At 40.3% G+C, this 23,021-nt stretch carries 20 protein-coding genes; 1 reads left to right on the forward strand and 19 read right to left on the reverse strand.

Going from position 1 to position 23,021, the window contains the following annotated elements; genetic code table 11:
• Positions 1–555: 555 nt before the first annotated feature.
• The 19 genes from acnA to ACFQ0V_RS04130 form a co-directional block, all read right to left on the reverse strand.
• Complete coding sequence (gene acnA, locus ACFQ0V_RS04040; protein WP_381010007.1) at positions 556–3,168, reverse strand: aconitate hydratase AcnA; 2,613 nt, start codon at positions 3,166–3,168, stop codon at positions 556–558.
• Positions 3,169–3,181: 13 nt separating this feature from the next.
• Positions 3,182–4,315 (reverse strand): PrpF domain-containing protein, encoded by a 1,134-nt coding sequence (locus ACFQ0V_RS04045; protein WP_381010010.1) that lies wholly within the window; start codon positions 4,313–4,315, stop codon positions 3,182–3,184.
• 90 nt (positions 4,316–4,405) lie between these two features.
• Entirely contained in the window at positions 4,406–6,370 is a 1,965-nt protein-coding gene (locus ACFQ0V_RS04050) for a methyl-accepting chemotaxis protein (RefSeq protein ID WP_381010013.1), read from the reverse strand.
• A gap of 356 nt (positions 6,371–6,726) precedes the next feature.
• On the reverse strand, positions 6,727–7,074 hold the full coding sequence (locus ACFQ0V_RS04055) for a hypothetical protein (RefSeq protein ID WP_381010015.1): 348 nt from the start codon (positions 7,072–7,074) through the stop codon (positions 6,727–6,729).
• A complete protein-coding gene (gene rbsK, locus ACFQ0V_RS04060) occupies positions 7,071–7,997 on the reverse strand; it encodes a ribokinase (protein WP_381010018.1) in 927 nt (308 codons plus the stop codon). The genes ACFQ0V_RS04055 and rbsK overlap by 4 nt, the downstream gene beginning before the upstream one ends.
• 11 nt (positions 7,998–8,008) lie before the next feature.
• The gene (locus ACFQ0V_RS04065; protein WP_381010021.1) at positions 8,009–8,995 is read right to left on the reverse strand and encodes an asparaginase; all 987 of its coding nucleotides are present in this window, start codon (positions 8,993–8,995) and stop codon (positions 8,009–8,011) included.
• Between the two features lie 75 nt (positions 8,996–9,070).
• Entirely contained in the window at positions 9,071–10,570 is a 1,500-nt protein-coding gene (locus ACFQ0V_RS04070) for a CoA-acylating methylmalonate-semialdehyde dehydrogenase (RefSeq protein ID WP_381010023.1), read from the reverse strand.
• Between the two features lie 760 nt (positions 10,571–11,330).
• Positions 11,331–12,029, reverse strand: coding sequence for a hypothetical protein (locus tag ACFQ0V_RS04075; protein ID WP_381010025.1), 699 nt, complete (start codon positions 12,027–12,029; stop codon positions 11,331–11,333).
• A 187-nt stretch (positions 12,030–12,216) separates the two neighbouring features.
• Positions 12,217–12,945, reverse strand: a complete 729-nt coding sequence (locus ACFQ0V_RS04080) for an IclR family transcriptional regulator (protein ID WP_381010051.1) — start codon at positions 12,943–12,945, stop codon at positions 12,217–12,219.
• A 56-nt stretch (positions 12,946–13,001) separates the two neighbouring features.
• Positions 13,002–14,312 (reverse strand): TRAP transporter large permease, encoded by a 1,311-nt coding sequence (locus tag ACFQ0V_RS04085; RefSeq protein ID WP_381010027.1) that lies wholly within the window; start codon positions 14,310–14,312, stop codon positions 13,002–13,004.
• A complete protein-coding gene (locus ACFQ0V_RS04090; RefSeq protein ID WP_381010029.1) occupies positions 14,312–14,800 on the reverse strand; it encodes a TRAP transporter small permease subunit in 489 nt (162 codons plus the stop codon). Before ACFQ0V_RS04090 ends, ACFQ0V_RS04085 begins: the two co-directional genes overlap by 1 nt.
• An 84-nt stretch (positions 14,801–14,884) precedes the next feature.
• Positions 14,885–15,913 (reverse strand): TRAP transporter substrate-binding protein, encoded by a 1,029-nt coding sequence (locus tag ACFQ0V_RS04095; RefSeq protein WP_381010031.1) that lies wholly within the window; start codon positions 15,911–15,913, stop codon positions 14,885–14,887.
• 29 nt (positions 15,914–15,942) lie between these two features.
• The gene (locus ACFQ0V_RS04100) at positions 15,943–16,722 is read right to left on the reverse strand and encodes an SDR family NAD(P)-dependent oxidoreductase (RefSeq protein WP_381010033.1); all 780 of its coding nucleotides are present in this window, start codon (positions 16,720–16,722) and stop codon (positions 15,943–15,945) included.
• A 5-nt stretch (positions 16,723–16,727) separates the two neighbouring features.
• Positions 16,728–17,573, reverse strand: a complete 846-nt coding sequence (locus tag ACFQ0V_RS04105) for a fumarylacetoacetate hydrolase family protein (protein ID WP_381010035.1) — start codon at positions 17,571–17,573, stop codon at positions 16,728–16,730.
• Entirely contained in the window at positions 17,570–18,487 is a 918-nt protein-coding gene (locus ACFQ0V_RS04110) for a VOC family protein (protein ID WP_381010037.1), read from the reverse strand. Before ACFQ0V_RS04110 ends, ACFQ0V_RS04105 begins: the two co-directional genes overlap by 4 nt.
• 27 nt (positions 18,488–18,514) lie before the next feature.
• Positions 18,515–18,856, reverse strand: a complete 342-nt coding sequence (locus tag ACFQ0V_RS04115; protein ID WP_381010039.1) for a DUF3870 domain-containing protein — start codon at positions 18,854–18,856, stop codon at positions 18,515–18,517.
• Between the two features lie 280 nt (positions 18,857–19,136).
• Positions 19,137–19,796, reverse strand: a complete 660-nt coding sequence (locus ACFQ0V_RS04120; RefSeq protein WP_381010040.1) for a hypothetical protein — start codon at positions 19,794–19,796, stop codon at positions 19,137–19,139.
• Between the two features lie 60 nt (positions 19,797–19,856).
• Positions 19,857–20,192 carry a hypothetical protein gene (locus ACFQ0V_RS04125; protein ID WP_381010042.1) on the reverse strand — a complete coding sequence of 112 codons (336 nt, stop codon included), beginning with the start codon at positions 20,190–20,192 and terminating at the stop codon, positions 19,857–19,859.
• A 68-nt stretch (positions 20,193–20,260) separates the two neighbouring features.
• The gene (locus tag ACFQ0V_RS04130) at positions 20,261–21,211 is read right to left on the reverse strand and encodes an Rpn family recombination-promoting nuclease/putative transposase (protein WP_381010045.1); all 951 of its coding nucleotides are present in this window, start codon (positions 21,209–21,211) and stop codon (positions 20,261–20,263) included.
• A gap of 708 nt (positions 21,212–21,919) precedes the next feature.
• On the opposite strand from ACFQ0V_RS04130, the gene ACFQ0V_RS04135 reads away from it, so the two are divergent.
• Positions 21,920–22,960: a hypothetical protein gene (locus tag ACFQ0V_RS04135; RefSeq protein WP_381010048.1), complete on the forward strand. Its 1,041-nt coding sequence runs from the start codon at positions 21,920–21,922 to the stop codon at positions 22,958–22,960.
• Positions 22,961–23,021: the final 61 nt, after the last annotated feature.

Genomic DNA, 23,021 nt, shown 5'->3' on the forward strand with positions numbered 1-23,021 from the left:
TCAAATAATGAATGATTCATCGGTGAAAACCATTGTTCAAATGATGTTTTTCGTGTAAACTTATCCATGCTTAGGTCCTTTATTTTGGATTTGGATAGGTTACTACCACCAACCCATTATAAAGGATTTTTTCATGGGAAAACATAATTACAGAAAATTCAAATTTATCTGGTGTGGAAAATTATTTTAATGCGACGCTAGTGAACTTTTATTTATTTATTATATATGCATAATTACAGAAAAAATGCCTACTTCCTATGTCAACGTCGATACTGAGTCTTTAGGCTTCTTTTTTCGCAAAATGCGTGTGTTTCTTACTGTTTTTATTTTTGTTTTTTACATTGATGCTTTTTTCACTCAAATAATTAGTATTGTGATGAAATAAAAAAACGAAACATTTTATCTCATTCATCTTGATAATGCTTGAGATTTCAAATGTTTCGTTTTTCTATCATGTTTAAATCCCTTCGAGTAACAGGTCGATCAATTTTTGTTCATTGCGTTCAATCGCTCGAACGTCTTCAACTTCCAATGCCTCTTTTAAAAATACTTGCTTTAAATATTCGTATATTCATCCAAGACAGTCGGTAAAACACCGCCGTTTCGGTAGTAGTTCATTTCGACTTCACTATCGAGTCGCATGATCACTTCAATCTCTCGATCATCGACTTGTAGTAAAACTCGGTCGCCTAGTTTTACTTTATTGAAATCGATATTCAATCGGTAAATTTCTTCTCCTGTTAATTGATGCGTTTCGGCACTTTCGCCATCGAGAAATTGTAACGGAAGGACACCCATTCCGACTAAATTGCTGCGGTGAATGCGTTCGAAGCTTTCGGCTAGGACGATACGAATGCCTAATAAATTCGTCCCTTTTGCCGCCCAGTCACGACTGCTTCCTGTGCCGTACTCTTTTCCCGCGATGACGAGCAGCGGTGTTTGTTCATTTCGGTAACGCTCGGCTGCTTCGAAAATTGGCAACACTTCCCCAGTCGGAATGTGGCGTGTCCAACCGCCTTCACGCTCGACGAGTTGATTGCGTAAACGAATATTCGCAAATGTGCCACGCACCATGACGTGATAGTTGCCTCGACGTGAGCCGTATGAGTTGAAATCTTTTGGCTCGACACCTTGTGATTCTAAATAGCGCGCGGCAGGTGTTCCTTTAGAAATCGTTCCGACAGGTGAAATGTGATCGGTCGTAATCGAATCACCGAGGACAAGGATCGGACGCATCCCTTCTAAAGTTAACGTATCGAGACGTTTTACTTTTTTGAAGAAAGGAGCGGGCTGAATGTAAGAAGACGTTTCTTCCCATTCAAACAACATCCCTTCCGGCGCTTCAATCTCATCCCAACGTTCATTGTCAAAAATATGTTCGTACTGCGTTTCAAATAAATGTTCGTGCACGTATGTCTCAACATAGCGGGCGATTTCTTCTGCAGTCGGCCAAAGATCCGCTAATGTGATCGGTGTGCCGTCCGCTCGTTTTCCGAAGACCGCTTTCGTAATATCTTCTCTCGTATTGCCGAGTAAAGCGTAGGCGACGACGAGCGGAGGAGATGCTAAAAAGTTCGCTTTGACGAGTGGGTGAACCCGTCCTTCAAAGTTACGATTTCCGCTAATAACGCTCGATGTAACGAGATCGTTCTCCGTAATCGCTCGCGCTACTTCGCTATCGAGCGCTCCACTATTTCCACAACAAGCGCCGCATCCGTAACCGTCGACATAAAAGCCGAGTTGTTCCAACGACTGTAAAACACCCGCTTCTTGTAAATAACGCGTGACGACAGTCGAACCTGGTACTAAACTCGTCTTTACATAATCCGGAACGTTCAAACCGAGTTGAACTGCTTTTTGAGCGACGAGTCCTGCTGCCAACATGACGCTCGGATTCGACGTATTCGTACAGCTCGTAATCGAAGCGAGCACGACGTCTCCATGTTGTAAATCGCTTTTACTTTCAACTGTTGTCACACCGTACCCACCTTGCGCGACATCCGCTTCCAACAACGTATTAAAGCGCGTATGTAAATGTTGTAACGCGACGCGGTCTTGTGGACGTTTCGGACCGGCGAGCGACGTTTCAATGTCCGCTAAATCGAGCTCGATCGTCTTCGTATAGTTCGGCACATCTCCCGTGCGATACAGTAAGTTCGCGCGATGATACGCTTCGGAAAGAGTCGCTTCTTCCTCACGATTCGTCTCACGTAAATAACGAATCGTTTCATCATCCGTCGGGAAAAATGACATCGTCGCTCCGTACTCTGGCGCCATATTCGAAATCGTCGCGCGGTCCGCAAGCGGTAAATGATCAAGCCCTTCTCCGTAAAACTCGACAATTTTGCCGACGACATTTTCCTCACGCAAACGCTCTGTTAACGTGAGTGCCAAATCGGTTGCGAGCACACCTTCTGATAACTTCCCTGTCACGTGAACCCCGATCACTTCAGGCAAGACGAAATACATAGGATGCCCGAGCATTGCTGCCTCCGCTTCAATTCCGCCGACACCCCAACCGATCGTGCCGAGTCCGTTAATCATCGGCGTATGAGAATCTGTCCCGACGACCGTATCTAAATAAAGTTCTCCATCTTGTGCGACGACTGAACTGCCTAAATATTCGAGGTTCACTTGATGAACGATACCGTTTGCGGGCGGTACGACACGAAACTTTTGAAACGCTTCTTGCGCCCACTTAATGAAACGGTACCGCTCCATATTGCGCTCGTATTCAATGTTTAAATTGCGAGCGAACGCCCCTTCAAATCCACTTTCTTCAATGATGACAGAATGATCGACGATAAGGTCAACCGCAATGCGTGGATGAATCGTTTCATATGCTCCATTCATTTCTGAAACAGACTGACGGAGTGACGCTAAATCGACGATCGCAGGGACACCTGTAAAATCTTGCAGGACGATGCGTGACGGTTTGAACGGCACTTCGACTTGTTCGTGCTGCGACGTTTGCCAATTCGTATAATGTTGAATATGTTCATCTGTAATATACACGCCGTCCCATTGACGAAGCGCACTTTCAAGCAGTGCCCGAATCGCGTACGGCAACTTTTTCACTTTCGGATATTGTTCCGCTAACTTTTGTAATGACGCATATGTATACGTTTGATCCCCTAGTTGTAATGTTTGAACGAATTCTTGTTTCATTTCTTTCTCCCCCTTACGAATAATTCGGTACGTACACTTCACCTTTCATAATGCGACGTGCGGTGCGGTCTAGTCCGACGTACACGACGTCGTCACGCGACTCATTCATTTGAAGTCTCACTTCCGCTTTCCCTTCAGGATGCCCGATTGGAATGAGCTCCCCTTTTATTGGACGTGCGAGCTGTTCGACGATTGTGCCTTTTAAAGAGGCGGCGGCTGATAAGTTGTACAAGCCACTTCCCGCATACGTTCGGTGAATCTTTTGCATCGATACCATCTTTGAATAAATGACAATTTCAGAAGCATCCGTCACGTCTCCTTTTGAGTTCGTATAAGTAATAGGCTCATGAACGAGTGCGATTTTCGGAATCGTTTGCGAATCGAGCGCTTCTTCCATCGTCTTCGTTAAACCTGACGCGATGGAAGCGGCGAGTCGAATTTGTTCTAACTTTTCGATTAACGGACGATCTTCTCGAAGGTCACTTAACAATCGCTCAGTCGTCAGTCCGAGATCTTTCGCTCGCACGTAGACGAACGGGTTGACGATGTCGACGACGGACACTTCATACGTTTCATTCCCGACTGGCAGTGAATGGACGGGACCGAGTGGCATCGTCGAACCGAGCTTCGAACCTCCTGGATGCATCATTTTCACTTCGATGCGTCCGCCTTTTTGCTTCACACCCGCCATATCATAATCCCCGACGACCGCATATTCGCCGTCCTCGACAGGCACTGTCATCGCGATCACTCGATTAATATTCGTATTAAAAACACGCACCTCTACCGATGTCGCACCTTCCGGAATATCGACATACCCTTCATCGACGACATACGCACCGACCGCCCCCATCAAATTGCCACACGTTCCGTGCGCATCGACATGATCGTGTTCGATGCCGATTTGATAAAACGTGTAATCCATGTGAACGCTTTCAACAGTAGGCGGACTCATGACGACCACTTTACTCGTATGCGACGTCCCGCTCCCTAACCCGTTAATTTGGTTATTGTTTACAGAATCCATGACGTTTAAAAAAATACGATGTTGTTCTTCCTTCTCTTTCGGCAAATCATCCGAATGGAAAAACACCCCTCGACTCGTACCCCCACGATACACGCTCGCTTTCACACGCATTTGTGCCATACACTCTCCCCCTTTTCTTCCATTTCATTCTATTATATACAATTTCGCAACGAAAAAAAGAGTGACTCCGTCGAAGAGCCACTCTTTTAATTAATCTACTTTAAAACGTTGTACTGTATTTTCTAAATCAATGCTCAAATTACTCAACTGTTCAGCAGATTCGCTAACGATAATCGTTGAGCTTAATTGCTCTTCCGTTGATGCATTAATTTCTTCTGCTGATGCCGCAGATTGTTGTGCGATTGCTGAAATATCTTCCACACGTGTTACGACCCCTTGTTTCGCTTCGTCCATCGCGACGAAATCATCATTTAAAGCTTCGATTAAAGAATTTAATTCGCTCGTCGCCTTTTGAATCGTATGGAATGCTGTTTCTGTCTCTGTGACGACAGACGTTTGACTTTCAGAAAACTCACGAACGCGAGCGATGCCATGGTCGACTGTTTTCGACTGCGCAATAACTTGATGAATCGTCTGTTCAATCTCACCCGCACTCACTTTCGACTGCTCCGCAAGTGCTCGCACTTCATTCGCCACGACCGCGAACCCTTGTCCAGCCTCTCCTGCACGAGCTGCCTCAATTGAAGCATTCAATGCGAGTAAATTCGTCTGTTCTGAAATTTCTTCAATCGTATTAATGACATATTCGATTTTTAAAATATTTTCAACGAGAGAATGCACTGTATCCGCTACGTTCGTCACTTCTGTATGAGACTCTTTCGCATGTTCGACGAGTGAGCGCAATGTTGCGACGCCTTGAGTAGAAGAGGCCGATGAATCTTCACTCAACTGTTTCATCGCATTGACCGTACGTTCGACTTGCGCAAAATTATCTTCCAAACTGATCATAATCTCATTCATTTCATCGAGACGTTCTGCTTGTAACGATGCACCATGAGCCATTTCATCCATCGCAGATGTCGTCTCCTCCGTCGCTGCCGTTACTTCTTCCGACGTTGCGCTCAACTGTTGAGAAGAGCTCGACACTTGCATTGCCGATTGCTTCACTTGACTCAAAATCGAGCGCATTTCATCGATCGTTTTATTAAAGCTCGTCGTCAATTCACCGATTTCATCATTCGTTGTTCGTTCAATCTGGACCGTTAAATCACCGTCCGCGATATGTGATACCCCTTCTTCCAAACGCTCTAACGGTTTCGTCATTCGACGTGCCGCAAGAATCGTAATGACAATCGCAATTAAAATAATGACAACACTAATGAAAATTAATGTTTTACGAATGTCTGATAAACTCGCATACAACTCCTTTTCACTATAGGCAACCCCTACTTTAAAACCACGCACCTCGTCATAAAATAATTGACGATCTAAACCAGATAAATTGTATTTCTCGAGACCCACTTCTTGCGTCATAATCGGTGCTAATGCATCGTAATCATACACAGATTCATCACGTAAGCGTGGGTGAACAAGAATAACACCCGTTCGATCGACTACAAACGGCACTCCTCCATATGAAAAATGAATCGCTTCTAGAGTTTCTGTAATATTCGTTAAAGCGACTTCAAATGCGAGAACCCCTACAATAGTATTTCCATCTTTCACAACTTTTGCGACAGCGAGTGCCCATTCGTTTGTATCCGCATGACGATAAGCATCTGTAATGTATACTTCATCAGGATGCTCCATCGCTTGAACGTACCACGGTCGGTCTAAAGCATTCACTTGAACGTCTGTTGTAGGTACACGAGAAAATTGTCCGGACGTCGTTGAGAAAAAGATTTCACCGATTTCTTCTTCCGTCTTCAACAATTGTTGGAATTGTTGCTCTATTTCAGGCGTAACACCTGTTTCTTCTCTTAAGGCTGTCACTACTTTAGGGTCGACAACTAAACGTTCTAAAATTCGTTCGTAATTTTCGAACAATTCATTTAACATATATTTCAATTGAGCATTGTCCGAAGCCCCTGCCTCTGCCACCTCTTCGTTCAACGTATTCGTAATCGTTCGTGCAGTAAAGAATTCAACACTGACCATGCTCAGCACGATGATCGATACGAAAATAGCAATTAACTTATTTTGAATTTTATTCATCATTTCCTCACCTTTACAAAACAATTGTATAAGCTCATCTCTATCTCACACATAATTCCAAATTTATTCCATATATAATTGTTATTTCTATATATATATAAGACGTTTGTGAAATATTTTTGATATAACTTATACTATTCAATATAGCCGTTAAACGATAGCGCTTCTATAGTTCTAAAGGTCTGTTTCGAGAATAAATACCCACATGGAAAAGATGGAAATTAATTTCTTACATTTTGAAAAACACTCGTTTCTCCAGATCATTTTTCACAATAAAAAAAGAGTGCAGGAACGAATTTTCATTCCATGCACTCTTTGCACACAACTTTATATACTGCTATATACATCTTCATATTTTACGCTTCTGTTCGCAATTGCTTTTCATACGCTGGGTCTAAAATGCCTTCTTTTCCGTCGTGAACGATCGGTAAAATCATCCCTTTTTGCAATGTTTTAAATTCTGTCGGGCGCATGAATGAACGGACGTATAGCTCGGTATGAGGCGCTTCGACGAGTTTGACGAGGATACGAATTTCTTGTGCGACGTCTCCTTGACACATCGGTCCGCCTCCCCCGACTTGAATTTCGCCAAGCATTTCCGCTTGTGCCACTTGTCCTTTTTTCATCATCGTGCGCTTCTGCATCATTTGCCAGACGAGCGTTCCGACGATGATGAGTACAATGACGATGATCGCAATTTTCATAGGATTTCCCTTCTTTCTTGAAACTGCTCCACTTCTTCGCGCGTCGGCATTCCTTCTTGCACACCGCGCTTCGTCACTTTTAATGCTGCGACTGTATTCGCAAATCGAGCCGCTTCGACGAATGATAGTTCCTCAACGAGTGCTGTCGCAAATGCTCCCGCAAAACAATCACCCGCTCCGATCGTATCGACCGCTGCTACGCGAATCGGTTGGACTTCTGTTACACGCTCTCCTTCGCAAACAAAGAGCGACTCAGAACCTCTTTTAAAAATTGCTCGTTCAATATCGTACTGCTTCAATACTTGCATCGCGCGATGGGCTGTCACTTCATCATAGACAGAAAATCCGACGACTTGTTCTGTTTCGACTTCATTCGGGACGATGCAATCAGCGGCATGCAATAATGATTCTGTGAGGCGAGCGACGGGAGCGGGGTCTAAAATGACATACATGCCGAGCTCTTTCGCGACTTCCATCGCACGCAAGACGTTCTGTTCCGGCGTTTCCAACTGGACAAGCAATATTTGAGCTCCATCAAAATGACGCACTGCTCGTTCAACGGATGAAATTGATTTTTCTACATTCGCTCCAGGGACGTATAAAATCGTATTGTCCCCTCGCTCCGTTAATAAAATCGCCGTCTGTCCTGTACGAACATTTCGTAAACGCTCGACTTCCGTATGGTCGATGCCACTTTGCGCAAGACCTTCTACTAAACGCTCGCCGTACGCATCTGCCCCGACAGCACCGATCATCGCAACGCTACGTCCGAGCCTCGCTGCCGCAACTGCTTGATTCGCTCCTTTTCCACCCGCGTACTCTTCAATCGATGAACCTTCTAACGTTTCCCCTTCTTGTGGAAAATACGGAATATGCGTTACGACGTCCATATTTAAACTACCCATTACACAAATTTCAACCATATACGTTCCTCCTAATATTGTTCAAAATACGTTTGAATCGTTGCGACGTCTTTCGTTTGGCGCAACGCTAATTTTAATAAAATACGTGCCTTTTGAGGAGAGAGCGTATCCGTCGTCACAAATGGAATGTGCGCATACGCATCGATTGGAATGACAACGCCCGAACCGACGCGACTACTCATCGCCACAACGACCCCTGCCTCAACAGCTCGCTCAATCGCCTCTTCTTCTAGCGGACTACAACGCCCCGCTCCTGTCCCCGCAATGACGATTCCTTCCGCTCCCGTTGCGACGAGCGCGTCAATCATGACACCGTCTGCCCCTGCATAGGAATAAACGATATCGACTCGTGGAAGCGCATCAAACGACTCATTGGCCCACATACTTTGCGCAGTATGCTTCCGAACTGGGTGATGCAAAAGACGGACGCGATAATCCGGGTCGATCGTTCCGAGTGGTCCTGTATCCATCGACTGAAACGTTTGTAAGCGATACGTACTCGTCTTCGACACATCACGCGCACTCCACACTTCATTATTCAAAACGACGAGTACACCGCAACTACTTACTTCCGATGAAGCGGCGACTTGTATCGCATTTAATACGTTCATCGAGGCATCTGTACTCAATCCTGAAAACGGACGTTGTGCTCCTGTAACGACGATTGGCTTCTCACTCGGCACCGTCAAATGTAAAAAATACGCCGTCTCTTCTAACGTATTCGTTCCGTGTGTCATGACGACACCGTCATACCCTTCTTCTTCTAAAATCGCGGTCACTCGCTCTTTCAACAATACCCAATGGCAATCATCGATAACCGTGCTGCTGAAGTTCGACAGTTGCTCCACATCGACTTCCGCAAAACGACGTAATTCTGGAAGTGACGCTACGATTTCCTCTCCACTGTAATGACCCGATACGTAATTGCGCACGTCGAGCCGATCGTCATGATGCGCTGAAATCGTACCACCTGTCGCGATCACTTTAATCCGTTTCATGTCCATCTCCCCTTTTTCTTTTTATTATACACAAAAAAGCCTTAGCACCGATGTCGATGCTAAGGCTCGTATCATTTAGTTACTTGGGAAAGCGAAGCTCATTTCTTTGTCGTCTGATTCTTTTAACCAGCGCTCTGAAATTGTTTTCGTTTTCGTGAAGAAGCGTGCTTGGTCTGGACCGAACATGTGGCCATCTCCGAAGCGTGACGCTTTGAATCCAGCGAAGTTGTAGTATCCGACTGGAATTGGAATCGGAACGTTAACGCCGACCATTCCGACTTCGATTTCTGTCGTGAACTGACGCGCTGCGTATCCGTTATTCGTGAAGATCGTTACCCCGTTACCGAGTTCATGATCGTTAATAATTTGAATCGCTTCATTTAAATCTTTCGTGCGGACGATGTTACGAACTGGTCCGAAAATTTCATTTTCATGGATGTACATGCCTGGTTTCACGTTATCAAACAATGTTGGTCCAATGAAGAATCCTTTTCCTTCCGTCGTAATCGGCGCTTTACGGCCATCGACCACAAGTTCAGCACCTTCTGCTTCCCCTTTATCGATCGCTGCTAAAATTGTATCTTTCGCTTGTTGCGAAATAACCGCACCGTAGTCTGAGTTTTCCGAAGCTGGTCCTACTTTTAACGCTTCGACTTTCTCTTTAATTAATGGTAAAAGACGGTCTGCTGTACCTTCTCCAACTGCGACGAGTGTTGAAATCGCCATACAACGTTGTGACGCTGCACCGTATCCCGCGCTGACGAACGAGTTCGCTACTTGCTCGAGATCCGCATCTGGCATAACGACCATATTGTTTTTACCGCCACCGAATGCCGATACACGCTTACCGTGTTTTGAACCGACTTCGTAAATAATTTTCGCTACAGGTGTTGAACCTACGAATGAAATCGCATGAACTTTCGGGTTTTCTAAAAGCTCGTCAACCGCTGTTTTATCACCGTTTACTACTGTCCAAATACCGTCTGGTAAACCAGCTTCTTTCCAAAGTTCAGAAATGAACAATGCTGTCATCGGAACTTTTTCAGACGCTTTCAAAATGACCGCGTTACCGACTGCTACCGCCATGCTCGTTTGCGCAAGTGGTACCATGATCGGGAAGTTGAACGGCGCAATCGCTGTAACAACTCCGAGTGGATAACGTGCTGAATACGCGTTAATGTTTCCACCGACGTTAACCGAGTACTCCCCTTTTACTAATTGTGGAGCACCGATCGCTAAGTCAACAGACTCTAAACCACGCATAATTTCGCCTTCCGCATCGTCCATCGTCTTTCCAGACTCTTGACAAATGACTTCAGCGAGTTTCGTTTTATTTTCCATCATTAAATTACGGAAATTCATTAAAACATTCGCACGGCGAGCAACGCTTAAATCGCGCCAAGCTGGAAATGCCGCTTCTGCTGCATCGATCGCTTCTTTAACCTCGTCACGTGATGCGAATGGTACTTTCGCAATTACTTCCCCAGTTGCTGGATTGTAGACGTCCCCAAATCGTCCGCTCTTACCAGAAACTTTTTCCCCACCAATAAAGTGTGTCAACTCTTGTACTGTCATGTGTATCTCTCCCTTATCAAATTCTCTTTTCAGATTATTCTAACATTTATAGCCAGAACAAGTAAAGAATTCCGACTTCCCAATCCGCCTATAAAAAAGCGCTTACAAAATGACTGAAATAAAAAAGCAACTTCTTTTATGGCGACAAATGCTTCTATCTGAATAGGTATTCATTTCCTCTCATATAATATATCATATTCTTTTCTGCAAGTATACCCCAATTTTTAACGACTTTCCGAAAGAAGTCTCCCAACCTCAAGGAGTGTGAAGGTGTGAATAGCACCAATGAGTAGGTGGGAGATGAATTTCGGTTGGCTTTAGCCAAAGAATTTGGTAAAATATAGACATAATGTTCTTTGACAACTGGATATATGGAGTTGCATACGGAAATAAGAGCGAAAACCAAGCCCCTCGTATGCGTAAAATATCCAAGGTACTAAAAACATTGCGTATCAGTAGGGTTGGAATGCCCCGAATTCACGCTCGTGGAGAACACATAAGACTTGCTTGCAAGCTATGTTCGTGGAAGCGAGAAGCCCCCACTTCAAACGAAGTTAAGTGGTGGGTAGTTCACCTCTTACAAAAACTCAATACATTTAATACTCAATAACTTTTTTATTGATCACCCTAGACGTTTTGATATGGATATTGTAACTAACTCAATCATTAAATACATTAAAATGATGAATAGTATGCTTCTTTTACTTTATGTATGAGCTATAAAATACAAAATACCCCAGTTTACTGAGGCATTTTTAAATTATTCTTGTACTGTTTCTTCTTGTTCAAGTTGTTGCTCTTCAGATTCTTTTACTTCTTCTGCTTGTTCTGGTGCTTCAAGCTGTTGTTCGAGTTCAGTTTGAATCGATTCGTTTAGTTTTGAGATTCGCTGTTCAATCGATGCGAGCTTTTCTGTTTTCGCTTCGACCGATACGCCACGTCCTTCGTCGAGTTTAATTTCCGACTGTAACACGTTACGTTCGCCATCTAAACTACGTTTCACTCGGCTCATCGTGTTCAAATTCGTCAGCGACGTACCGTTCGCAATCATTTGTTCTGTCGATGTTTTTGGCTGTTGTTCTTCTGCTTTTTGCTGCATCTCTTCCAACGCCTGTTCTTGCTCTTTCATCTGTTGCTTCAACATATTCATCTCAACATCTTGAATTTGTTTATCAAATTCTTCTAACTGCTCGCGTATCGCCGATAAGTTTTGACCACCTTCTAACGTGCGCTCAATGAGGTTACTACGCATTTCTTGTAACTGCTCTCTTCGCTTCATGAAAGACTCCATTTGATTCGATGCCTTATTCGAAGATTCGAACAATTGACGTGCTTGTTGACCGATTGATAAAGAATCTTTCTTTTGCTGTGACGCAACCGAAATCGTTGTCTGAGGCACGACCGAACGACTCACTTGAGGTGCGCGCATTTGTGGATAATCTAACGCTACTTTCATCATCTATAATTCACTCCTTCTTATTTACTATCGGCAATAGATGAGAAATGTAAATGAATGAATTGTAAAGATAGTCCCCTTATAACATAATTCTCATATAAGGACGTAAAAAAATACTGTCTATTCAAAAGAATAAAAAGTATTTTTCTACTAATCAATTATAGGGAATCTTTGCTTTATCCTTTTAATATTAAGCAGTATATGTTACGATTTTCCCCTTAATTTGTTCCGCTGTTTGCCAAAGTATTTCCAACATTTTCTCTTCATTATAAAAATCGAAGCGTTGGGTTGGTAATGCAATTGAAAGTGCACCGAGCACTTCAGTATCCATTACTAGCGGCACAGCAATCCCTGACACATTATGATCAATCTCTTCATGAGATACATAATAATTTTGCCGTTTTATTTTGCTTAAGTATTCAAGAAACTCGGATAAAGAATCTCCCATTTGAATTTCCGAAATACGTTCACTATGCATTTCATAAATTTTTTCTTTCCTATAACGACTCAAATTCGCTAGTAACACTTTGGCACTCGCTCCTTCAAATAAAGGATGCGCTCGTCCTCTCGTATACGTAACAATTGATTTCTCTTCACTATTTGTCGCAATATAATTGACAAGAACACGATCTTCATAAATTTTGCTTAAAATAACATCGCAACCCGTTAATTTTAAAATTTCATGCATCGGACCTTTCGAATATTTTACAACGACATCTCCTCTTCGCATTAAAGAGTCTAACTCCATTACTCGAGGACCTAATGCATAATGTCCATTTTCATTCACTAACATTCTAGAGCTTGTTAATTGCCGCAAATAACGATAAGCTGTCGGCAATGAGACTTGTAACTTTTCACCAATTTCTTCTGGCGTCCAATAATATCGTTCTTCAGAAAACAAGTCTAAAATAGATAACATTTTATCCAAGCTAGACACGACGCCTCACCTCTTTCTACTTTTCTCTCTATTTTCCATTATTTCATAATGCTTGGCAACCATAGAACGAGAGAAGGGAAAACAATGACGAGTGCTAAAATAAAAGCATACATCCCTACAAATGGCCAAACAGAAGCATATACCGTCTTAATTGATACATCTTTCGCTACACCACGCATGACGAATAAATTGAATCCAAACGGTGGCGTCATGTATGCCATACACATATTAATAACAAATAATACACCATACCAAACAGGATCATATCCTAACTCTGTAACGACTGGTAAAAATAGAGGACCTGTAATTAAAATAATTGCTGTTGGATCAATAAACATTCCTAAGATGAAAAATACTACTTGCATCATTAATAAAATCATAATTGGCGATGTATCAAAACTCAATATAAAATCAGCAAACCATTGTCCAACTCCTGTTACCGTCACGATACGTGAATAAGCAACAGCTCCTACGACAATCCACAAGACCATCGCATTTAATTGGACTGCCATTGTTACAATTTTTTTCATATTAATAAATGTTAATTTCTTTTTAATGCCTGCACTAATCATTGTGCCAACAACACCGATTGCCGCTGCTTCTGAAGGTGTTGCAAGACCTCCATAAATGGCACCGAGAACAACTAAAATTACAGATACCGGTAAAATAACCGAGCGCAACGATTGAAATTTTTCTTTCCAAGTAAACCGTTGATCTTTAGGTATAGCAGGACCTTTCTCAGGATATTTGTATGAAATAATTAAAACGTAACCGATAAAAACAATTGCAGCCAAAGCTCCTGGTATGACTCCACCCATAAACATTGCTCCTGCTGACACTCGAGCTTCTGAAGCATAAATAATCATTAAGACACTTGGTGGAATTAGAATACCTAACGCTCCACCTGCAATAATCGTCCCCATAATAAGCTTATCATCATAGCCTTTTTGCAACATCGCGGGACGTGCTGTCATACCTAACGTAGCCGTTGCTACAGTAGCAATTCCAACCATCGCTGCAAAAATAGATGAAATGGCAGTTGTTCCAGCAGCTAATCCTCCGCGAACTCCCCCTAACCATTTATATACGACATCATATAAATCTTCAGCAATATCACTATATTGTAAAATAGCGGCCATCAAAATATAGAGTGGAATCGCAGATAGCGTAAATTCTAAAACTTTTGAGTACGAACCTAAATTAAAAGCATCTAAACTTGCACTACCACCCCAAAAAATAAGACCAAAAACAATAGATACTGCTGACATACCAAAAGCAATAGGTACACCAAGTGCCATAACGACTAACAATGCTCCAAATAAAAGTAACCCAATTAACCCTGCATCCATTAGTCGACGACCTCACTTTCAATATCGATTATTGGTTGACCTGTTAGTAAATACGAGATGTGATTTCCTGTATTTACAATTGCTTGTAATCCTAATAATAAACTACCTAATGGAACCATCAGCCATTTCAACCATATATGAACATTTAATCCAGACATAGCAATAATATTCATTTTATAATTGTGGATAACTTGTTCAGATCCTTTCCAAACTAAAATCGTAACAACTAATAAAACACATAGGTTTCCAAAAATATCAATCCAGTGTCGATTACGCTCATTAAACTTTTCATAGAATAAGTCGACTCGTACGTGGCTGTTCGTCAATAATGCATAGCCACCTCCTAAAAATACAGATAATCCTGTAAACCAACTTGTTAAATCAAATGCCCAGACAGGTGGATTATTAAAGAAATAGCGCATGACGACAGCATAAGATACTAAAATTCCCATCATGACTAATAAAGCTCCGACTACCCAACGCATCATCAAATTCAGCCTTATAATAACTAAAAATATGTTCCTTAACATGATGAGCCCTCCTTATGAGAAAATAAAGAGCGGATCCGCTCTTTATTGTGTCAGTCTTTCTTTTAAAATGTCAGCAATTTTCGCTGTATTATCATTTAAATCAGCGAATCCATCCCAAACAATTTGACCCGACTCCACGAACTCTTCATACGCTTCACCTGTCAGTTCATTTACTTCTACATTATGTTCAGCTGCAAACTTCTGTGGCTGACCCTCTGTCGATTTATAAAATTCAATGTTTTTTAATTCAGTCTCCGCTGCTACTTCTAATATAATTTTTTGTAATTCTTCAGGAAGTTTGTTCCATGTCTTTTCACTAATCATTGAGGAAGATAAAGCACTGACGCGAAGTCCTGTTGTAATCGACTTTACAACCTCATGGTAGTTATAATATTCAATTGTATTCAAAGAATAAGGTAAACCATCAATCGTTCCTAATTGTAGAGCCTGATAAATATCAGTCGTTGGAATATTAGCTGGTGCGACTTGCATTGACTGATACCAAGGTGTCCATAAAGAATTTCCAGCACGTATCGAAAGCCCTTTCATATCTGCTACTGAACGAATCGGTTTATTGCTTAAAAATCCATATTCTCCAGGTGTGGCATAAAATAAGATTTTAGCTCCTTGTTGCAAAAACTCATCATGCATAATATCAGCTATACCATCGTCCCTTAGTAAACTAATAAATTGATCAATATCTTGTCCTAAAAATGGTAAGCTACCATAAAAACCTGTAGGCAAACTTTCACCATAGTATTCTGGCAATGTATAAGCCATATCAATTGTTCCTGATTTTAAACCTTCTACAATTTGATCGACAGGAGTCAACTGACTACTAAAATAAACATCAATTTCTACCCGTCCATTCGTTCGCTCTTTCACTTCTTTTGCAAAGTGCTCCGTGCTAATGGATACAGCGTCATTGTCGTCTCCTGGCGGGAAAGCAACATTATACGTTAATTTAAATGTATCTTCTTTGTTTTCTTTTTCATTACCTTTTGAATCTGGACTACACCCTACTAATGCTAAAAGAGCAAGTGCTCCTAAAAATATGAACCATTTTCTCATATGAAATCCCCCTTATGTCTCTCTATTGTTTAACGGGCTGTTCGGCCACCGTCAATCTCATAAGTTGCTCCTGTAATATAACTCGCCATATCTGAACTTAAAAAGAAAATTAAATTGGTTACTTCATCAGGTGTCGCAAATCTTTTCAACGGAATAGGATCCGTGAAAGCATGCAATCTTTTTTCTGCATCTTGTTCATTATCTACACCGTCTTTTGCTAATCTTTCTGTTAATGCTGTTTGAATAAAACCTGGACATACGGCATTAATACGGATACCGTGCTCAGCATATTCTAATGCTGCTGATTTTGTTAAACCGATAACAGCATGTTTGGCTGCTGAATATGGGGAAATCCCTGCTGATCCACGATAGCCTACTGTAGATGCTAAATTTACAATACTTCCTGTATTCTGCTTCATCATGGTCGGTAATACATATTTCATTCCCAAAAATGTACTCGTCGCGTTCACCGACATGACACGTTCATAGTTTTCAAGAGTTTGATTCACTAACTTGGCATTCGTCGCTTCAATTCCTGCATTATTAATTAATATGTCGATATGACCAAATGTCTCTAACGTTCGCTTAACGTACTGCTGTACTTGTTCTTCATCTGTAACATCCGCAACAGTTATGCACATGTAATCTTCATAATGCCTACGCCATAAGGAGACAAGTTCTTGTAAATCTTTCTCACTACGGTCGACTAACATCACACAATGACCTTGTTCTAAAAACCGATGCGCCACACATCGTCCTAGACCTCCTGCAGCCCCCGTCACAATCACCACTTTTTTGCTTTCTACCATGACATTCACTCACTTTCTGCCACTATTGGATTACGAAGCAGACCGATTTTCTCTACTTCCACTTCCACAACATCTCCTGCTTTCATAAATAATGGGGGATTACGTTTTAAACCTACTCCTCCTGGCGTTCCTGTCGCTATAACATCTCCAGGCCGTAATGTCGTAAATCCTGAAATATATTCGATCAACTCTGGAATTGTAAACAGTAATAAATCTGTCTCAGAAGATTGAACAACTTCCCCATTCAATCGCGTTTGTAATTTCAAGTTTTCACCGTCTTGAATCGCACTACGTGGGATTAAATAAGGACCGAATGCGCCCGTTCCATCAAAGTTTTTTCCTGGTCCCCATTGACTAGTATGAAGTTGCCAGTCTCGAACAGAAACATCATTATATACGGAATAACCCGCAATATACTCCCAACTATCTTCTTTAGAAATATGACGCCCTTCTTTCCCGATAACAATTGCCATTTCACCTTCATAGTCTAATTTCATTGAGTTTTTCGGCAAAATAACATCCGCTTCATGTGCCACTTGTGATTCAGCTACACGAAGGAAAATGATTGGATGAGCTAATGTTTCTCGTTTTGTTTCTAGGCGATGTTCGTCATAATTCACACCTGCACAAATAATTTTATCTGGGTTCGGAATAACTGGTAATAACTGAATATCTTCCATTGGAATCGCTTCCGTTTTATCTAATGTTTCTCCCCACTCCTTTGAAGCGATATAATCTTTCAATGATGAATATGCTTCATTGTGAATTTTTTTTAAATCGTATACGTTTTCCTCGTCTTCCGTCCAACCAAAACTTGTTTGTCCTTTATATTTATATGATAAAAATTTCATGCTTTCTCCTCTTCCTTCCATTGCTTTTTTTCAAGCACTCCTGCTAAAATTGTTTTCTCAAATTCTGTTTGCCATACACAATTATGATCCCATATTTTTGGGATTTGAGGGTTATCCAAATGCCACGGTCTCGCTTCAAACATATTTAATTGCTTAATGTAGTAATCCATATCTGTATAAAGTTCGATAACATTCTTTTCCGGATCGTGGTGGTAACTTGCTAAATTGTGCCCTGCTGTATGTCTAGCCGGTCCCCAAAATGTAGCTATATCTTTTTGTGCTAAACAATCTGCACTCCGAACATGATGACTACTATCAATAAGTTCAAAAGCGATATGATGCAACATTCTTTCTCCGAAATTCGAAATATTTAATACGTGATGATCTGTGTTACACGTTAGGAATGTAGCTTTATCTCCGATTCGATCAGTAAATGAAAAGTTTAAAACTTCTTGGTAAAACTTTGTAGCACGCTCAGGATGTAAAGAACCTAATGCGATATGTCCCAATTTAATAGGCGCTATGCCTTCTCTTTTATAGCCACTTTTATTCGAATCCATCCGGTGAAAAAGTTCTACTGTATATCCATCAACATCTTGAAAACGAAGTGCTTCTGCTAAATAATGTTCATGATCTGTGACAAGGTCACTTTCAATTCCATGTTGTTTTAATATACGTTGTGCTTCACTTAAACTAATGTCTTCTTCAATTTGAAAACTGAATGTCGATAATTCGCTCTCCCTTGCTTCTTTTAAAATAATACTGTAATGCTCATTTCCAACACTGTAATAACGAGATCCGTCCTCACTAACTTCTTGCAATGTACAACCCATAACAAATTCGTAATATTCTGATACTTTCGGCAAATCTTGAACTTTCAGCACAACATATCCTAGCTTAAAAGGCTGAATCACTCACAATCTTCCTCTCCGTCCGATGACTTAAAATGTTTTTCTAGGAAGGAATGTGGTGCGATTTTTACATAATTCTACATATCTTTGAATCGCCAAACGTAAGGCTACAATAACAGCTTGTCGAGATGTCGCAACATAATTTTCCTTAATTAAATTAAGTATATTCTCATAATCTATTAAAATGTTTTTTCCAATTAAAAGACGTTTAAAGTAATCATTTGCTAATTGTGTAATAAAGGTAAACTCTACGTTCATAATTATATGATTTTCTTTATCAATTTCTAAAACAACACCTAAATGTTTAAATTCTTCGTACATTGACGTCCCTTGTGGAGCCTTTGAATACGCTGTCAAAATTAACGTTTCCACAACTTCACCTCCTTGAATATATTATGAATATTATCAATATAAGATAATATTGTCAATAATTATTATTTATATTAATTATTTTTATCATTATAAGAAAAATAAAAATAACATAAAAGCTTTTAAATCAATGTTTATTTATGCCATTCTAGTTTCAATCAACTTATATTTATTTGTAAAAATTATCACCATTCGATAATAAAAAAAACGTATGAAATCAAACTAGTCATTTGATTTCATACGTTTTTTATTTTAAATCCTTTGATAAAGAGAAATGCTAATGTCATCTCTCTTCTTCATCACGTGGTAACATTTCACCTAAACGCTCGCCAAGCTGATCGGTTATGTCAGAAATGCGCTTGTCGAGGTTCGCGAGCTTTTTCCCTTTCGATTCTGCCGTCGGGTCGACATCCCAGAAGCGGTGGGCATCTAACTCGAGTTCAATTTTAATCGTATTGCGTTCGCCGTCGAGTATGCTTTTGGACTGATTCAACAATTGCATTTGATCGAGTGAAACGCCATGTTCAATAAGCCTGTCTGTCGTTTCCTCCGACTTTTTCTCTTGCGATTTTTCCTTTTCTTTCTTCAATTCTTCCAATGCTTGCTCTCGCTCTTTCATCTGCTGCTTCAACATGTTCATTTCGACGTCTTGAATTTGCTTGTCGATTTCTTTCAACTGTTCTTTGATGACCGACAAATCCATCCCTTTTTCCAACGTCCGTTCAATCAAGTTGCTCCGCATTTCTTGAATTTGCTCCCGCTTCTTCATCAACTGCTCCATCACATTCGATTGACTTTTTGAAGAATCAAACAATTGACGCGCTTGAGCTCCGATTTGAATACGATCCCCTTGCTTCGGCTGAAACGTCACCGTCTTCTCCGTCACATACGGATGACTCACCCTCTGCACGCTCGGCTCTCTATGACTTAAAACAACCTTCACCCCGTCACCCCCTCATTCTAATTCCATTACACCTGAATTTTACCTCAAAAGCGAAATAATTTAATCATTTTTATTGTATTCCTTTTGAAAAGATTGAATAACCGCTTGAACATCTTGTTCACTATAGCCCGTCAACATACTCAACGTAGAGAGATCTATACCATTTTCATACCCTTTGCGGATGACCTCTTTTATAACTTTTTCTCTCCCTTTTTTTATACCTATTGCTCTACCTTCTCTTCTACCCTCTTCTTTTCCTTTCTCCATCGCGTATCGTCGCTTAGATTCGGCGTCTAAAATAGGTTTTAGTCGTAAAATGTTATCTATTCTCATTTCAGGAGTTGTGCTCCATTCATCCGATGCCTCGAATGCTTCCATCAAACGTTCATCTTTCATCGCTAACCGCCCCTCCTATCCAATAAACTCGAAGATTTTGTTATGAACAATTGACAAGCGATCACTGCTTACTCTGTTTCTTTTTCAAACGACTCTATAATTCTTTCAACCTCTTGCTCACGATACCCTGTCAACATACTTAACGTAGCGACATCTAACCCATTGCGATAACCATTGAAAATGATATTTTTATTTGCTTCTATTCTTCCTTCTTCTTTACCTTTCGTCATCGCATAGCGCAGCTTCGACTCTATATCTAAAATATTTTTGAGTCGTGAAGTGTAAGCCATTCTCATTTCAGGAGTGGCGCTCAATTCGTCCCATGCCTCGAATGCTTCCATTAAACGTTCGTCTTTCATTGCTAACGCCTCCAATTCTTTATAAATTTCATCGTACACACGTTGCTTCCTTGCATCGACCATTCCTAACAATAAGAGCCATCGCACTAAAAGATCATCCCACGGATCAATGGTTTCCTCATGCCACGCTTGAATGAACTTCTTCATCTCGATGAAATGAATTTCAAGTACGTCATCTTCAGGATGAAGTCGTTTCAGTACCGTATCTTCATATAAGTGATACGTACTGTGATAATAATCCGTTTGCGAAAACAATGTAAAATCACAAATGTTAATCGTAATGGTCGGGCGCAAATCTTGATACACTTCGCCTCGACGTAACTGTTCGGAAAACAATCGCGACCAATAATAAAGCGTACGCTTCACCATGTCATTTTGATTCGATAACTGCATCTCAACATTAATGAAATCACCCGTTTGAGTGCGGACGACGATATCTAAACGCGATTGCTTATCCTCTACAAATTGCCCGCCGACTTCTTGGTCGATAAAAACGACCTCTCGAATCGTGTCGCGACCTGTCTTTTGTAAAATCGCATTCAAAAATACGACCGTAATTTCTTTATTTTTCTCGCTTCCAAACAATTGTTTAAACGCATAATCCACTTTTAAATCCATTAACTTCTCTAATGGCATTCGCCGTAAAGCACGTTTACTCATCTCATCATCTCCTCTGTTGCATTTGGGATGACTTCGACTTTCTCACTCTTTTTTAGACAAAAACCACCTATATCTCTTTTCAAACAGCCATATATATCCATATTATACCACGAGTTTTAGTTGTGAGAATATCAATAAAGTCCGTTCCCAAACGAATGAATATCCAAATTAGCCGATTCTATCATTTGGAATCACCACTTCAACCGAGGAATAAAAAGGAACGCTTGTTCTTATTATAAAAAATTTAAAACAAACTGGCAAGAGTAAAACGATCTTTCTAAAAAATAATTCCCAAAACTAAAAATTTGCCTTCAAAATCATCTGATTCCACACTTATCAAGGAGCAATGTCAAAAGGTCACTTAAAAATCTCACTTACTTATTTAACAAATTGTCTATGTAAACCATATTTAATTATTTTGGATAAAATTGAGCGTTTTCGACTTCAATGCAGATACAGCTAATGGACTTTTTTATTTTTTCCAAACAATATATAAAAGTAAGGAATTTTATTTCTGTATTTTCAAGGAAATTTAAATGAGTCTACAACGAATTTCCTAATAAATAATACAACACAACACTCGAACATTAGCTAATTTTCAGAATAGCATGAATAACAGGAAACGAGTATTCTAATAGGTCCACTTTGTTACATACCTATATTTTACCATTCATGATATCATTAAAATAATAAATGAGGTGAGACTGTTTGAAACGAAATACCACAATATTATTTGCTATACTGGCTGCTTTATTATTACCGTTATTATTAAATCTTTTTAGTAACCTGATTGATTGGGCATTTAGTACATTTCCAAATGAGACAATCCGAAAAGTTATTCAACATTTTACAATGGATCAGTCAACATACTTAACTATTCTTTCAATCGAAGCAACAACATTAGTTGCATTTTCCATTTATTGGATGCAAAAACGCAGTGAGAAGGAGAAAGAAATACAAGCAAAAAATCAAGCTAGGCATGCTTTGTTCTCCACATTAGTTGCATCACTGAAAGAAATCCACGCACTCTCAAGACTCGATCTATATGAAGAGCAAGATTATCATTTTATTCGAATTTCTGAAAAACATTTTGAAGCGATTACAGATATTGAAGGACTAGATGAAAAAGATATTATCCTTCTTCATAAAATATTAAAAGAACTAGAACGTTTAGTCGAACATGAAAAGGAAGATGAAATAGGTGATATACGCTTACATGTTGATAAATTAATATCATATATTATGATTCCTCCTTATACTCAATATAAATATGAAGTATCAGAGCCAATAGATTTCTTTGAAATGATGAATGAAAATCTACTTTCTATTTTAAAAAAGTATGATTATGTACAAGAGGGAAAGAAAAAAATGCAATATTTCTCACAAGATGGTAATAAAATCATAGAATACGATAAAGAAGGCAAAGCAATTGTCTATAATCATATTGGTGAGCAAGTTTGTCATGCTTTTGTGGATAATAAAGGTATTCGTGAAGGGTGGGCAATTTTATATAATCAAGGTATACCTCTATATAAAGGTAAATGGAAGAATTATCAAAAGAATGGGGAAGGCATTGAATATTTCGATGATATTGGAGACCACCTCTACATCTCTCGAGAAGGCATTTGGAATAATGGACGCCTGCAGGATGGTATTATTAGGGATGTTCTTGTAAATAATGACGGGACATTCATTGAAGATTTTACCATTCAAATAAACCAACAATTTTATTACAATGAGCATCACTAGCGTCGCATTAAAATAATTCAACGCAGCACTATAATCTGAATTATCTGTAATCTATCAAATT

Origin of the sequence: Savagea faecisuis (genome assembly GCF_042675605.1) — a bacterium.
Taxonomy (GTDB): domain Bacteria; phylum Bacillota; class Bacilli; order Bacillales_A; family Planococcaceae; genus Savagea; species Savagea faecisuis.

Bases quoted from the DNA above. Each gene is read 5' to 3' on its own strand.
- acnA (WP_381010007.1), bottom strand. From the start codon at position 3,168: ATGAAACAAGAATTCGTTCAAACATTACAACTAGGGGATCAAACGTAT.
- ACFQ0V_RS04045 (WP_381010010.1), bottom strand. From the start codon at position 4,315: ATGGCACAAATGCGTGTGAAAGCGAGCGTGTATCGTGGGGGTACGAGT.
- ACFQ0V_RS04050 (WP_381010013.1), bottom strand. From the start codon at position 6,370: ATGAATAAAATTCAAAATAAGTTAATTGCTATTTTCGTATCGATCATC.
- ACFQ0V_RS04055 (WP_381010015.1), bottom strand. From the start codon at position 7,074: ATGAAAATTGCGATCATCGTCATTGTACTCATCATCGTCGGAACGCTC.
- rbsK (WP_381010018.1), bottom strand. From the start codon at position 7,997: ATGGTTGAAATTTGTGTAATGGGTAGTTTAAATATGGACGTCGTAACG.
- ACFQ0V_RS04065 (WP_381010021.1), bottom strand. From the start codon at position 8,995: ATGAAACGGATTAAAGTGATCGCGACAGGTGGTACGATTTCAGCGCAT.
- ACFQ0V_RS04070 (WP_381010023.1), bottom strand. From the start codon at position 10,570: ATGACAGTACAAGAGTTGACACACTTTATTGGTGGGGAAAAAGTTTCT.
- ACFQ0V_RS04075 (WP_381010025.1), bottom strand. From the start codon at position 12,029: ATGATGAAAGTAGCGTTAGATTATCCACAAATGCGCGCACCTCAAGTG.
- ACFQ0V_RS04080 (WP_381010051.1), bottom strand. From the start codon at position 12,945: ATGTTATCTATTTTAGACTTGTTTTCTGAAGAACGATATTATTGGACG.
- ACFQ0V_RS04085 (WP_381010027.1), bottom strand. From the start codon at position 14,312: ATGGATGCAGGGTTAATTGGGTTACTTTTATTTGGAGCATTGTTAGTC.
- ACFQ0V_RS04090 (WP_381010029.1), bottom strand. From the start codon at position 14,800: ATGATGCGTTGGGTAGTCGGAGCTTTATTAGTCATGATGGGAATTTTA.
- ACFQ0V_RS04095 (WP_381010031.1), bottom strand. From the start codon at position 15,913: ATGAGAAAATGGTTCATATTTTTAGGAGCACTTGCTCTTTTAGCATTA.
- ACFQ0V_RS04100 (WP_381010033.1), bottom strand. From the start codon at position 16,722: ATGGTAGAAAGCAAAAAAGTGGTGATTGTGACGGGGGCTGCAGGAGGT.
- ACFQ0V_RS04105 (WP_381010035.1), bottom strand. From the start codon at position 17,573: ATGAAATTTTTATCATATAAATATAAAGGACAAACAAGTTTTGGTTGG.
- ACFQ0V_RS04125 (WP_381010042.1), bottom strand. From the start codon at position 20,192: ATGAAAGATGAACGTTTGATGGAAGCATTCGAGGCATCGGATGAATGG.
- ACFQ0V_RS04130 (WP_381010045.1), bottom strand. From the start codon at position 21,211: ATGAGTAAACGTGCTTTACGGCGAATGCCATTAGAGAAGTTAATGGAT.